Genomic DNA, 13179 nt, shown 5'->3' with positions numbered 1-13179 from the left:
AAGCTGACTGAATACGCGATTTTACCCGACCCGCCGCGCTTTTCCCGGTTCAGAGTATTATCTCGTCCATGACGCCGAATGTTAATGAAGAACTCCAGCTCCTGCGTGCCGAGATCGCGGCGGCCGCCGCGCGCCTGATCGCCGAAGACGGAGCCGACTACAACACAGCCAAACGCAAGGCGGCCAGGCAAATCCTCGGCGACACCCAGCCGCCGCTCAACCTGCTGCCGGACAATGCGCAGATCGAGGCCGAAGTCCGCCTCTATCAATCGTTATTCCATGCCAACACCCAGCCAGCCCGCCTGTTCCGCCTGCGGACGCTGGCGGTGGACATCATGGAAGGCCTGGAGAAATTTCAGCCCTATTTAACTGGCGCCGTATTAAATGGCACTGCCGGCCCGCATGATGACATCCACCTGCAGCTGTTTGCCGACAGCGCCAAGGAGGTTGAGATCTTCCTGCTGAACCGGAATGTACAAATCGACATTTCGGAAACGCCCCATTTCAAAGGCCCGCGTTACGGTGTGGTCGAGACGGTCAGCTTCATGTGGCACAAGGAAGGCGTGCACGCCGCCATTTATGAACTGGACGATTTGCGCGGCGCCGTCAAAACCCGCGGCGACGGCAAACTGGCCCGGGCCGACATTACCGCCGTGCGCGCCCTATTAGTTAACAGTACCCATCCACCAACGCCATGAATCCAAAACACCTGAAAGCTTATATTGTTGTCGGCCTGCTATTTGCCGCCTCGGGCGCCTATGTCGGTTATCAAAAACAAAATACGCCGCAAACGCCGCCGCTGACCACCACCCAGCCAGCCGGTGTGACCGGTCCGGTGCAGGAACTCTATAAACAGACGCTGCCCGATGCAAAAGGGGTGTCGACCGCGCTGGCCAAATATAAAGGCAAGGCCATGCTGGTGAATTTCTGGGCGCCGTGGTGTGGCCCGTGCGTGCAGGAGATGCCGGAACTGTCGGCGCTGGCCGCCGGAGAAGAAGGCAAGAAGCTGCAAGTTATCGGAATTGGTATTGATTCACCAACAAATATCGCCGAATTTAGCGACAAATTCAAAATCAGCTATCCGGTCTTCGTGGCCGGCATGAGCGGCACCGAGCTGTCGCGCCAGTTTGGCAACAGCGGCGGCGGCCTGCCCTACACGGTCCTGATCGGCGCCGATGGCCAGGTCAAGAAGACGTACCTGGGCCGACTCAAATTTGACGAGCTGCGCAAAGATTTAGCAACTCTGTAAGTAGTTTCACAAGTTTTTTTCTCTTGCCAAATGTCTGCACTTAGCGTCAAAATGCGGATCTTTCGCGGAGAAGGCTCAGGAATCATGGCAAAAAACCTCCTACTGCTCAACGGACCCAACCTGAATTTGCTGGGAACGCGCGAGCCCGAGGTCTACGGCGCAAGCACTTTGGCCGACATCGAACAAGCTGCCCAGGCACAGGCCCAGGCAGCGGGTGCGAGCTTGTCCTGCTTCCAAAGCAACCACGAAGGTGCACTGATCGATCGCATCCATGCCGCCAGAGCGGAAGGCGTGGACGCCATCGTCATCAATCCGGGTGGTCTGACCCACACCAGCGTCGCGTTGCGCGATGCGCTGGCCGGGGTGGCAATCCCGTTTGTGGAAGTGCATATTTCGAATATTTACCAGCGCGAGTCGTTTCGCCATCACTCATTTCTTAGCGCGATTGCAATAGGGACCATTTGCGGACTGGGTATCGAAGGATATCGGTTTGCCATCGACTTCGTGCTTAAAAAGCGATAACCTACGCGATCTGCGCGCAATTTAGACCGGTTCCGCCCACAAGGCGCCACCGCATAATCTTACAAACAAGACATTCCTGGGGGTTACATGGATCTACGCAAGCTGAAGACCTTGATTGATTTGGTCGCAGAATCGGACATCGCCGAGCTCGAAGTGACCGAAGGCGAGAGCAAAGTCCGCATCGTCAAGTCGTCCGCACTGGCGCAAAACCAAATGGTGATGATGCAGCCGCAGGCCATCCCGCAATACCATTCAGCGCCTGCTGGCGCCGCACCAGCCGCCGCACCGGTGGCTGCCGCAGCAGCAGCCCCTGCTGAACCGACCGGCCACATCGTGAAATCGCCGATGGTGGGCACCTTCTACCGCTCGTCGGCGCCAGGCGCCGCAGCCTTTGTGGAAGTGGGCGCGGTAGTCAAGGAAGGCGACACCCTGTGCATCATCGAAGCGATGAAGCTGCTGAACGAGATCGACGCCGACAAGTCCGGCACCATCACCCAGATCCTGGTCGAGAACGGCCAACCGGTCGAATTCGGCCAACCGCTGTTTGTGATCGGCTAAGACAGGCCAGCGCCCTCCCCATCGGCGACGGGCGCGCCTGCTTGGTCCGCAATCCCTCCTCACCTGACGCAGCCCATCATCGGCGCTCACAGACATAGCGAACCTATCATGTTTGAAAAAATCCTCATTGCCAACCGTGGCGAAATTGCCCTCCGTATTCAGCGCGCTTGCCGCGAACTGGGTATCAAGACGGTCGTGGTCCACTCGGAAGCAGACAAAGACGCCAAATACGTGAAGTTGGCCGATGAATCCGTTTGCATCGGTCCTGCGCCGTCGTCGCTCAGCTACCTGAACATGCCGGCCATCATCAGCGCTGCTGAAGTGACCGATGCTGAAGCGATCCACCCAGGCTACGGCTTCCTGTCGGAAAACGCCGACTTCGCCGAGCGCGTGGAAAAATCCGGCTTTGTCTTCATTGGCCCGCGTTCGGAATCGATCCGCACCATGGGCGACAAAGTGACCGCCAAGCAGACCATGATCAAGGCGGGTGTGCCATGCGTACCAGGTTCGGAAGGCGCGCTGCCGGACGATCCGAAAGCCATCGTGCAAATTGCCCGTAAAGTTGGCTATCCGGTCATCATCAAGGCGGCCGGCGGTGGCGGCGGCCGCGGCATGCGCGTAGTGCATACCGAGGCGGCGCTGATCAACGCGGTGCAGATGACCAAGACCGAAGCCGGTACTGCGTTTGGCAATCCGGAAGTCTATATGGAGAAGTACCTGGAAAATCCACGCCACGTGGAAATCCAGATCCTCGCCGACGAACACAAAAACGCCGTCTGGCTGGGCGAACGCGACTGCTCGATGCAGCGCCGCCACCAGAAGGTGATCGAGGAAGCGCCGGCGCCAGGCATTCCACGCAAGCTGATTGAAAAAGTCGGCGAGCGCTGTGCCGAAGCCTGCCGCAAGATCGGCTACCGTGGTGCGGGCACCTTCGAGTTCCTGTACGAAAACGGCGAGTTCTACTTCATCGAGATGAACACCCGCGTGCAGGTGGAACACCCGGTCACCGAAATGATCACCGGCATCGACATCGTGCAGGAACAAATCCGCATCGCTTGCGGCGAGAAGCTGCGCTTCCGCCAGCGCGACGTCATGCTGTCCGGCCACGCCATCGAGTGCCGCATCAATGCGGAAGACCCGTTCAAGTTCACGCCGTCGCCAGGCCGCATCACCTCCTGGCACGTGCCGGGCGGTCCAGGCGTGCGCGTCGACTCGCACTCGTATGCGGGTTATTATGTGCCACCGCACTATGATTCGATGATCGGCAAAGTCATTTCCTATGGCGCCACCCGCGAGCAGGCCATCCGCCGCATGCAGATCGCGCTGTCGGAAATGGTCGTCGAAGGCATTTCGACCAACATCCCGCTGCACCGCGAGCTGATGGTTGATGCCCGCTTCATCGAAGGCGGCACCAATATTCACTATCTGGAGCAGAAGCTGGCTGACATGCCAGATCTGCACAAACTGAGCTTGAGTAACAAAGCTTAATTCAAAGGTTTAATAATGAGCTGGACTGAAATCGTCATCGAAATCGCGCGCGACCACGCCGAAGCCCTGTCCGAGGCGCTGATGGATGTGGGCGCCCTGTCGGTTTCCGTGGAAGACGCGGATGAAGGCACCGACGCGGAAAAACCGCTGTTCGGCGAGCCGGGCATGGAGCCTACCGAAGCAGCATGGGACCACAGCCGCGTTGTCGCGTTGACCGACGAAGATGACGACCAGGCGGTGATCGTCGCGGCTGCGGCCGGCCAGATCGGCCTGACCACCCTGCCGAAATTCACCACCCGCAAGGTGGAGGAGCAGGATTGGGTGCGTCTGACCCAATCGCAGTTTGCGCCAATTCATATCGGCAAGAACATCTGGGTGGTGCCTTCGTGGCACGAAGCGCCAAATCCGGATGCGCTGATTCTGGAACTGGACCCAGGCCTGGCCTTCGGCACCGGCAGCCACCCGACCACCCGTCTGTGCATGGAGTGGCTGGAGGCGCATCCGGCGCCAGGCAAGACCGTGCTGGACTACGGCTGCGGTTCCGGCATCCTGGCCATGGTGGCCAAGAAGACCGGCGCTGGCGAAGTGGTGGGCGTGGACATCGATCCGCAAGCGATCGAATCGGCAGCCGACAATGCCACCCGCAACAACTGCGACATCAGCTACTTCCTGCCCGATACCTTCGCCGAGTCGCAGCACGCGACGCAGCGCTTTGACATCGTGGTGGCCAACATCCTGTCCAGCCCGCTGAAACTGATGGCGCCGATGCTGTCCGGCCGCGTCGCCGACGGTGGTGCGCTGATCCTGTCCGGCGTGCTGGCACGCCAGGCCGAAGAAGTGGCTGCCGCTTACGCCCCGTTCATCAAGCTGGGCGTCTGGGCCGAGCAAGAAGGCTGGGTGGCGCTGCATGGCCGCCTGGGTAGCGACACCGTTCCGGCTGCGCGTTAAACCTGGCAATGGCGCTCGCCACAAAATGCCCCCACTGCAACACGGTATTTCGGGTCGCACATGACCAGCTGAAATTACGTGGGGGCATAGTGCGCTGTGGCTCCTGCAATGAAGTCTTTGATGGCAACGCGGCCCTGCTGGAGCCGCCTGCCCCTCTCCCCGCCTCGATTCCCTTCGACCAGCAAATGGCCGCGCTCGACACGCGCGCCGAAGCAGTGCTGGCCAGCGCCGCCCCCGAACCCGCGCTGGAACTGGACGCAATACCCGAGCCCGCCGCACCGGAGCTTGAACCCGAACTTGAACCGCCCCCCGCATTCGACATCGATCTCGACGACGAGGCGGTCGCCAGCGCTGCGCCCATCCCGCTGCCGGCCGAACTGGCGACCCTGCCGCCCAATACAGAAGCGCTGTTCGACCTCGACCTGAACATCGAATCCGAACCCGACCTGGAAGCCAGCAGCGAGCCGGAAATTGCCGCCGTGCCCGCCAGCGATGCCGTGCTGGACGACCTGGAAAGCCTGGGCGAAGAAGAACTGGAAGCCGCGCTCGAGGCCGAACTGCAAGCCATGGAACAGACCCTGGCCGACGTGCAGCACGACGCTGACGGCCAACCGATTACGGAAGACGCCTACGCCAATATGTCAGGCGGACGCATCGAACCGACCTGGGACGAGGCGCCGCTCGACGAGCCGCAAGCCGGCGCCGGTCCCGCGCTGGACCACGCCTTCGCGGCCGCCGATGCCGCTATCTTCTCCGCCGACGACGAAGTCGAAGACAGCGACGCGGAGGCCCCGCCTGCCGCCACGCCGCACGTCATCGACGCCGACCTGGCCAGCTTCCTCGGCGAAGCCGAAGCCGCACCGGCCGAGCCGGAGCCAGAGCCGGCGCTTGCGCCATCCCGCCCGCAGCGCGACGACGAACTTGATGAAGTCGATGAAGAAGCGCTGGTCCAGCTGTCCAGCGCCGGCCTGAACGAAGCGCAATCGGCGCGCGCCCACGCCTACCTGCACACCGCCACGGCGGAAGAAGCGCCAGCCTACGAAGCCCACGCCGAGCCGGAAGAACCGGGTTTCGTCAAACGCGACCGCCAGCGCCAGAAATTCGGCAAGGCCGCCACCATCACCATGAGCCTGGGCTCGGTGCTGCTGGTGGGCGCCCTGCTCATGCAAGCCGTGACCACCTTCCGCAATTCAATCGCCGCCACTGTTCCCGCGCTGAAGCCGGCGCTGGCTGCGGCTTGCCAGACGCTCGGTTGCAAGATCGAACTGCCAACCCAGATCGACGACCTGACCATCGAACAGGGTGAACTGCAGACCCTGAGCGACACCACCTTCTCGTTCACCACCCTGCTGCGCAACCAGAGCGCCACCGCGCAGGCCTGGCCGTCGATTGAACTGACGCTGGAGGACGACAAGGACAAACGCGTGCTACGCCGTGTGTTCGGGCCACGCGATTATCTGCACCAGGACGTGGCATTCGACAAAGGTTTTGCCCCACATACGGAACAAGCCGTTAAACTTTACTTTGAATTACGCGAGCTGAAAGCATCCGGCTATCACATCGCAGTCTTCTATCCATAAAGACCTATCATGACCCAGACTTCTTTGATTTGCGGTTCGATCGCCATCGACACCATCCTGCAATTCCCCAACCGTTTTGACAGCATCCTGCTGCCGGACCAGCTGCACAAGGTGAACGTCTCCTTCCTGGCGCCGACCATGCGGACGGAATTCGGCGGCTGCGCGCCGAACATCGCCTACAACCTTCAAATGCTGGGCGGCGAACCGCGCATCGTTGGCGTCATGGGCCAGGACAACGCGGCGTATATGGCGCGCTTCCGCAAACTGGGCCTGGCCACCGACAACATCCTCATCAAGCAGGATGCCTACAACGCCCAGTGCTTCGTCACCGCCGACCAGGACAACAACCAGATCAACGCCTTCCACCCGGGCGCCATGTCGTACGCGCATGAGAATGAGGTCGCCAAGGCAGGACCGGCGCGCATCGCCATCATCTCGCCGGACGGCCATCTGGGCATGAAGAAGCATGCGGAAGACCTGTCCAAGCTGCACATCCCGTTCATCTTCGACCCGGGCCAGCAGCTGCCGATGTTCAATGGCGAAGAACTCATCGATTTCATCGACAAGGCCACCTACGTCACCACCAATGATTACGAGATCGAGCTGCTGATCGAACGTACCGGCCTGTCGCTGGCCGATATCGCCAGCCGCGTGGAAGCGCTGATCGTCACCCGTGGCGAGCAGGGTTCGGAGATCCACACCAAGGGCCAGCGCATCGACATCCCAGCCGTGCCGGTGACCGCCGCGCTGGACCCGACCGGTTGCGGCGACGCCTACCGTGCTGGCCTGCTGTTCGGCATCACCCGGGGCTGGAACTGGGAAACCACCGGCCGTCTGGCCAGCCTGCTGGGCGCCATCAAGATCGCCCACAAGGGCGCGCAGAACCACAGCTTCACCGCGGCGCAGATCGCCGACCAGTTCGAAGCGGCGTTCGGCTACCGCTTCTAACCCGCACAACGGCATACACGGGTCTGACCCCGTACGGGGTCAGACCCGGCTTCATCCGGGGATAAGTCCTGGCTCAACCGCGCAATGTAAAAAGGCAGGCCACAGGCCTGCCTTTGTTTTTAGCGCTGCGGTCAGCCTAACGGCCAGCGAAGGCCATGCCCAACAGCAGCTGCGCGATCTGCAGCAGGATCAGCGCCACCAGCAGCGACAGGTCCAGATTCCCCACCAGCGGCACCACGCGGCGCAGCGGCCGCAGGATAGGCTCGTTCAGCGCGCGCACGAACGGCGCCAGCGGCGCATGCGGGTTCACCCAGCTGAAGATCGCCTCGATCACCAGCAAGGCCATAAAGCCATACAGAATCCACTCCAGGAAGCGCTGGCAAGCCATCAGCAGGACCGCCGGTCCCGGCCAGCCATTCAGGAAATAGATCGACGATGCCGCCAGCACGATCAGGAAAGCGCCGATCAGGCTGGCCCAGTCATAGCCGCCCACGCCCGGCACGATGCGGCGCAACGGACGCACCAGCCAGTCCGACAGTTGGAAAGTGAACTGCGCTACCGACGACGGTGGCCGCACGCGGATCGCCTGCATCCAGAAACGCAGCAACAAGGCCGCGCCCAACAGCGTAGCGATGGCGTCGACAATCAACTTAAGAATACTCAGCACGAAACCCCTCCAATAAAAAAGCCGCTGTGTGATTGTCTCACACAGCGGCCATTGCCTCAGCAGGCTTCTAAGCGTTTAAGACTTAGGAAGGACGGGTGCTGGTTGGGAACGGCCATGCGGCGGCCGGAGCCAGTACGGTTTTTGCTGCTGGCGCGGCGGCTGGAGCTGCTGGCGCTGCTGGAGCGGCGGCGGCTGGAGCTGCTGGCTTAGCGGCTTCCTTCTTCGGAGCTGCTTTTTTAGGAGCGGCTTTTTTTACGGCTGGCTTGGCTGCTGGTTTAGCGGCTGGTGCTGCAGCTACTGCTGGTGCGGCAGCTGGAGCAGCTGCTGGTTTAGCGGCTGGCTTGGCAGCTGGTTTAGCGGCTTTTTTTACTGCTGGCTTCTTGGCAGCTGCAGGCTTCGCAGCTGCTTTAACTGGCTTTTTTGCTGCTGGCTTAGCCGCTACCTTTGCAGCCGGTTTGGCTGCCGTTTTAGCTGCTGGTTTTTTGGCAGCTGCTTTAGCGGCTGGCTTGGCTGCTACTTTTTTAGCTGCTGGCTTGGCAGCGGCTTTCGGCGCAGCTTTTTTGGCAGCTGGTTTAGCGGCTGGTTTAGCAGCTGCTTTTGGAGCGGCTTTCTTGGCTGCTGGCTTGGCGGCGGCTTTTTTCGCTACTGGTTTAGCGACTGCTTTAGCGGCGACTTTTTTCGCTGCTGGTTTGGCAGCGGCTTTCTTCGCTACTGGCTTGGCTGCGGCTTTTTTAGCGACTGGTTTCGCTGCTGCTTTAGCGGTGGTTTTCTTTACTGCCGGTTTGGCTGCAGCTTTTTTCACTGCTGGTTTGGCGGCTGCCTTGGCGACGGTTTTCTTCGCTGCTGGTTTAGCGGCAGCTTTTTTCACTGCTGGCTTGGCTGCTGGTTTAGCGGCGGCTTTTTTCACGACTGGTTTAGCGGCGGCTTTTGCTGCTGGCTTGGCAGCGGCTTTTTTCACTGCTGGTTTAGCGGCTGGCTTGGCAGCTGCTTTTTTAACCGCTGGCTTGGCAGCTGGTTTGGCGGCAGCTTTTGCTGCTGGTTTGGCAGCGGCTTTAGCGGCTACAGGTTTCTTTGCTGGTGCAGCTTTTTTGGCTGCTGGTTTCTTTGCGGCGGTTGCCATGTTTAGTTCTCCTTCATCGGGGATGGGAAAAATTCGTTTACAAGATTTAAAACCCGTCCAACCCGGAATTGGGCCAGGCGAATTATTCATCGGCGCAAACCATAACCGTTTGCGCTAATGAATTCGGCACTAGCTGAACTGCTGCATCTCCTCACAAGTGCAGCGCTTCAGCCATCGATTCACCCGCCGTCCGAGGCCGGAGCGGCGTGCGAATACAAATCTTGTCGCGACGTTTTGCGGTGATCCGGGCGTATGCTCAGCTCCAGGAATCTACGTCGCAGCCACGTCACGGTTTTCGTTTTCAAACAAAAAACCGCCCGGCCTGAATCGAATCAGGCAAGACGGTTGAACAAAAACGGCGTGGTCTTGTGCATATCTGTTTGAATCTGTATCCCGTATCGCGGTCATCTCTGCGTGCTGCGATCATCCGAAAATTTTCGCACTATTTAAATCACGCATTTTCAAGTTCGTAAAGTACACGAAAACCTTGTCGGTGCGCAACCGGCACGATAGATATTCGCGCGCTTTTTTTTCGACTTACGCTCGCCAGCTCACATACACATGTGCATCCGGCGTGCTCGCTTGCGTCGTCGCGCGGTCTGCACGCGCGCTCAATCGGGTTCGGGAAGTGCCGCGCGCATCGCGCCGGAAAATTCGCACTTCAAAGTAAGCCTTATACCGCCTGGGTTTCTTCGATACCGCCAAATCTGGCCAGGAAATCGTATCGCCCGCTTCCGAATCCGAGAGCGCTTGCGCTTGAACTGCGCGCCATCACCACTCGCTGTTTTTAATTCGTCGCGATTATGAGACAGAGTAAGGCGAATAGCAAGCGGAATGCAGCGGTGTGCCGCACTGCGCCTGCGTTTTAGAGTGCGTGATCGACGCGGGTGAAGTGAGAAATGGATGCGGTGATGATCGTACAGTGCTGGTGTAAATCGGCGTTAAGGCATACCAGCACAGGCGGCGTTTGAAATGCGATGGGGCGTTACTCGTCGTCTTCGGTTTTGCGGCGCGCCACCCACTCATTCATGCCGGCGGCCATGCGCTTGAGCAGTCGCGCCAGATCGCGGCGCTCGGCGTTGGTCCAATCGGCCATCAGCTCACTGACCAGCTGCTCGCGCATGCGGTCGATGGCGTCCGCCATCTCGCGGCCCAGCTCTGTCGCTTCGGCTTCGCGCACACGCTTGTCGCGCGTGCCGGCACGGCGTACCACCAACCCCAGTTCATCCAGGCGCGCCACCTGGCGGCTGACAGTGGTGTAGTCGCGGCCAACCAGATCGGCCAGCTCCACCACGCCGATCGGTCCCCGGCGTTCGATGCGTACCAATAGCGGCAGCAGCGCGCGCTCAAGCGGCATCGCCATATCGGACATGAGTTCGACGTCGGGCTCGGGGCGGCTCATGAAGCCGATGATGTCGAGCAGCGCGTCATGCAATTCGCGGATATCTTTATTCATATGTGCATTATACACATAGTTCTTGACAGCGATTTTAAGTCGGAATAATATGTGCAAAATACACACATAAAAGGAGAGGCACATGAACACCATCCACACCGACATCCTGATTTGCGGCGCTGGCGCCGCTGGCCTGACGCTGGCTATCGACCTCGCCCGCCGTAACATTCCGTTCCTGCTTATCGACCAGATCGCAGCGCCCTTCGCCGGTTCGCGCGGCAAAGGCATCCAGCCACGCACGCTGGAAATCTTCGAGGCGCTGGACGTGGCCGACCGCATGATCGCCGCTGGCGGTCCGTATCCGGCGCAGCGTCACTACCATGCGGACGGCGGCTACCACGATGAAGTAACGGTGCGCGCCACGGCCGCCACGCCGGACGAGCCGTACGGCGAACCGCTGATGCTGCCGCAGTATCTGACCGAAGGCATCCTGCGCACGCGCCTGGCGGAGCTGGGCCATGCGCCGCGTTATGGCCATGCGCTGGCCGGCTTCGAGCAGGATGCCGATGGCGTCACCGCGCAGGTGCAGACCGTCGATGGCGACATCACCATCCGCGCACGCTATATGGTGGGCGCCGACGGCGGCCGCAGCTTCGTGCGCAAGACGCTGGGCGTCAACTTCCCTGGCGAGTCGCTGAACGCGCGCGCCGTGGTGGCGGATCTGACGCTCAGCGGTCTGTCGCGCGACGTGTGGCATCGCTGGGGCAGCGGACCGAATCAGATCAGCCTCTGTCCTTTGCAGGGCACGCCGCTGTTCCAGCTGCAGATGCCGATACCACTGGAAGGCGAATTCGATCTGACCGATGCTGGCATTGCCGCCGCCATCGCCGAGCGCACCAGCCGCACCGACATCGAGATACAGGCCGTCCACTGGCGTTCGGACTACGCGATGAGCGCACGGCTAGCAGAGCGCTATCAAGTGGGCCGCATCTTCCTTGCCGGCGATGCTGCGCACATCCATCCACCGACTGGCGGCCAGGGTCTCAACACCAGCGTGCAGGATGCCTGGAATCTGGGATGGAAACTGGCGGCGGTGGTGAATGGCGCCGACGCGTCACTGCTCGACAGCTATGAAGAAGAACGGCGCGAGATCGCCGCCGGCATGCTGGGCATGGCCACGCGCCTGCTCGATGCGGCGCGCGAGCGCGGTGACTTGCGCCGTGGCCGCGAACAGCAGCAGCTGGATCTGGGCTATCCCGTCTCCGCGCTGTCGGTCGATGAACGTGGCGACGATGCACCGGTGCGCGCCGGCTATCGCGCGCCGGACGCACCGTGCGTGGGCGCGGGTGGCCAGCCAGTGCGTTTGTTTTCGCTATTGAAATCAGGGGATTGGATTATGCTGCGCTATGAGGCGGAAGGGGCGCCCGTGTTCAACGCACGCCCGGGCCTGCGCATCATCAACGTCGGCGAGCATGCCGAGCTGCGCGATCCAGCTGGCCATCTGCGCGATGCCTACGGCTTCGAGCCCGGCGACATCGCCCTGCTCCGTCCCGACGGCTACCTCGCCGTCCTCACCCACGAAGAGAGCAGCCCGGCGCTGGCCAGGTACATGGATGAGTTAGTGGGCTAACTTTCTGCGCTCCAGGCGCTCGCGCGCGTCCGCGAGCGCCAAGCGGAGCTGACGCTCCAGTTCCGCCTTTGGCGGCAATTCGGTCCAGTATTCGGCGACCGTAATGCCATCCTTGTGCATCTGCAGCAGTTCGACCTGCTCCTTGCTGGACTCCGCACACAGGATCAAGCCAATCGGCGCTTCCTCCCCAGGCTGGCGGTCGTACCGGTCCAGCCACTTCAGATACAGCTCCATCTGCCCTTTATGGGCTGCCTTGAACCGCCCCAGCTTCAGCTCTATCGCCACCAGCCTGCGCAGGCGACGGTGGAAGAACAGCAGGTCCAGATAGAAGTCCTCGCCATCAATAATCATTCGCTTCTTGCGCTCGACAAAAGCAAAGCCCTTGCCCAGTTCCAGGATAAAGGCCTTTAGCTGAAGCAGGATGGCCGACTCAAGATCAGCCTCATCATAACCATCGCGCAAGCCGAGGAAGTCCAGAAAATAGGGATCTTTAAAAATACCTTCGGCAGTCGCCGCCACGGAAGATGGTTCCGCAGCAGCGCTAGCGATCTGACTACGCTCATAGCCCTTTCGCCCGATCTGCCTCCGCAATTCCCGCACGCTCCAGTGCTCCGCAACACTTTGCTTCGCGTAATACGAGCGAGCAGTTTCTAACTTCACACTAGTCAGGGCGACAAAGTGGCTCCAGCTCAATTGTCGTGACAGTGTCACGACAATTTCTAAATTGGAAAATGCTTGCACAAATTGCACCATGCGCCGCAAGTTTTGCGTTTCGAATCCTCGTCCAAACTCCTGCTCCAGCTGTTTCCCCAAGCGGCGCATGAGCTGCGTGCCATACTCGGCTCGCTCTCCCGCCAGCACTTCAATCGATAGTCTCCGTCCAATCGACCAATACAGCTGGCTCAATTCGGCATTGACGGTGGCCGCCAGGCGCTGGCGGCTGGCGGCAATCAAGGTGCGTAGCTCCGCATGCAAAACATCCAGATCGTGCGTCAGCGTCAGTTCAGATGTATTCATCACTGCTCTCCTCCGGGTAATAGGCCAGAGATCACTCTTACGCGCGCTCGGAGATG

General features: G+C 60.5%; 13 protein-coding genes. 10 read left to right on the top strand and 3 right to left on the bottom strand.

The annotated features are described in order from the left end of the window. Positions 1–68 precede the first annotated feature (68 nt). The 8 genes from GTP58_RS17315 (at position 69) to GTP58_RS17280 (ending at position 7293) form a co-directional block, all read left to right on the top strand. A complete protein-coding gene (locus tag GTP58_RS17315; RefSeq protein WP_072790602.1) occupies positions 69–698 on the top strand; it encodes a hypothetical protein in 630 nt (209 codons plus the stop codon). Beyond that, positions 695–1249, top strand: a complete 555-nt coding sequence (locus GTP58_RS17310; RefSeq protein ID WP_161078508.1) for a TlpA disulfide reductase family protein — start codon at positions 695–697, stop codon at positions 1247–1249. The genes GTP58_RS17315 and GTP58_RS17310 overlap by 4 nt, the downstream gene beginning before the upstream one ends. Before the next feature lie 84 nt (positions 1250–1333). Next, the gene (gene aroQ / locus GTP58_RS17305; RefSeq protein ID WP_072790595.1) at positions 1334–1771 is read left to right on the top strand and encodes a type II 3-dehydroquinate dehydratase; all 438 of its coding nucleotides are present in this window, start codon (positions 1334–1336) and stop codon (positions 1769–1771) included. Between the two features lie 87 nt (positions 1772–1858). Then, positions 1859–2329, top strand: coding sequence for an acetyl-CoA carboxylase biotin carboxyl carrier protein (accB, locus tag GTP58_RS17300; protein WP_161078507.1), 471 nt, complete (start codon positions 1859–1861; stop codon positions 2327–2329). Between the two features lie 108 nt (positions 2330–2437). After that, positions 2438–3817 carry an acetyl-CoA carboxylase biotin carboxylase subunit gene (gene accC, locus GTP58_RS17295; protein ID WP_072790589.1) on the top strand — a complete coding sequence of 460 codons (1380 nt, stop codon included), beginning with the start codon at positions 2438–2440 and terminating at the stop codon, positions 3815–3817. Between the two features lie 15 nt (positions 3818–3832). Beyond that, positions 3833–4765, top strand: coding sequence for a 50S ribosomal protein L11 methyltransferase (gene prmA, locus GTP58_RS17290; RefSeq protein ID WP_072790586.1), 933 nt, complete (start codon positions 3833–3835; stop codon positions 4763–4765). Between the two features lie 8 nt (positions 4766–4773). Further along, positions 4774–6345, top strand: coding sequence for a DUF3426 domain-containing protein (locus GTP58_RS17285; RefSeq protein WP_161078506.1), 1572 nt, complete (start codon positions 4774–4776; stop codon positions 6343–6345). 9 nt (positions 6346–6354) lie between these two features. Then, complete coding sequence (locus GTP58_RS17280; RefSeq protein ID WP_161078505.1) at positions 6355–7293, top strand: carbohydrate kinase family protein; 939 nt, start codon at positions 6355–6357, stop codon at positions 7291–7293. A gap of 136 nt (positions 7294–7429) precedes the next feature. Here GTP58_RS17280 and GTP58_RS17275 read toward each other — a convergent pair whose 3' ends face one another. Then, positions 7430–7942: a YggT family protein gene (locus tag GTP58_RS17275; protein ID WP_072786167.1), complete on the bottom strand. Its 513-nt coding sequence runs from the start codon at positions 7940–7942 to the stop codon at positions 7430–7432. 281 nt (positions 7943–8223) lie between these two features. On the opposite strand from GTP58_RS17275, the gene GTP58_RS31105 reads away from it, so the two are divergent. Then, positions 8224–9198 (top strand): hypothetical protein, encoded by a 975-nt coding sequence (locus GTP58_RS31105; RefSeq protein ID WP_202413747.1) that lies wholly within the window; start codon positions 8224–8226, stop codon positions 9196–9198. A gap of 867 nt (positions 9199–10065) precedes the next feature. Here GTP58_RS31105 and GTP58_RS17265 read toward each other — a convergent pair. After that, positions 10066–10536, bottom strand: a complete 471-nt coding sequence (locus GTP58_RS17265; RefSeq protein ID WP_167544301.1) for a MarR family winged helix-turn-helix transcriptional regulator — start codon at positions 10534–10536, stop codon at positions 10066–10068. An 82-nt stretch (positions 10537–10618) separates the two neighbouring features. Here GTP58_RS17265 and GTP58_RS17260 point away from each other — a divergent pair, with 82 nt between their 5' ends. Continuing rightward, positions 10619–12106, top strand: a complete 1488-nt coding sequence (locus GTP58_RS17260) for an FAD-dependent oxidoreductase (protein WP_161078504.1) — start codon at positions 10619–10621, stop codon at positions 12104–12106. On the opposite strand, the gene GTP58_RS17255 is transcribed toward GTP58_RS17260, so the two are convergent. Continuing rightward, complete coding sequence (locus GTP58_RS17255; RefSeq protein WP_161078503.1) at positions 12095–13123, bottom strand: YhcG family protein; 1029 nt, start codon at positions 13121–13123, stop codon at positions 12095–12097. The two genes, GTP58_RS17260 and GTP58_RS17255, sit on opposite strands and share 12 nt — an antisense overlap. Positions 13124–13179 lie beyond the last annotated feature (56 nt).

The organism is Duganella sp. CY15W (genome assembly GCF_009857555.1).
GTDB classification, from domain to species: domain Bacteria; phylum Pseudomonadota; class Gammaproteobacteria; order Burkholderiales; family Burkholderiaceae_D; genus Rugamonas; species Rugamonas sacchari.
Note: the sequence above shows the minus strand (reverse complement) of the source record. Positions and strands in the feature narration are given on the sequence as shown.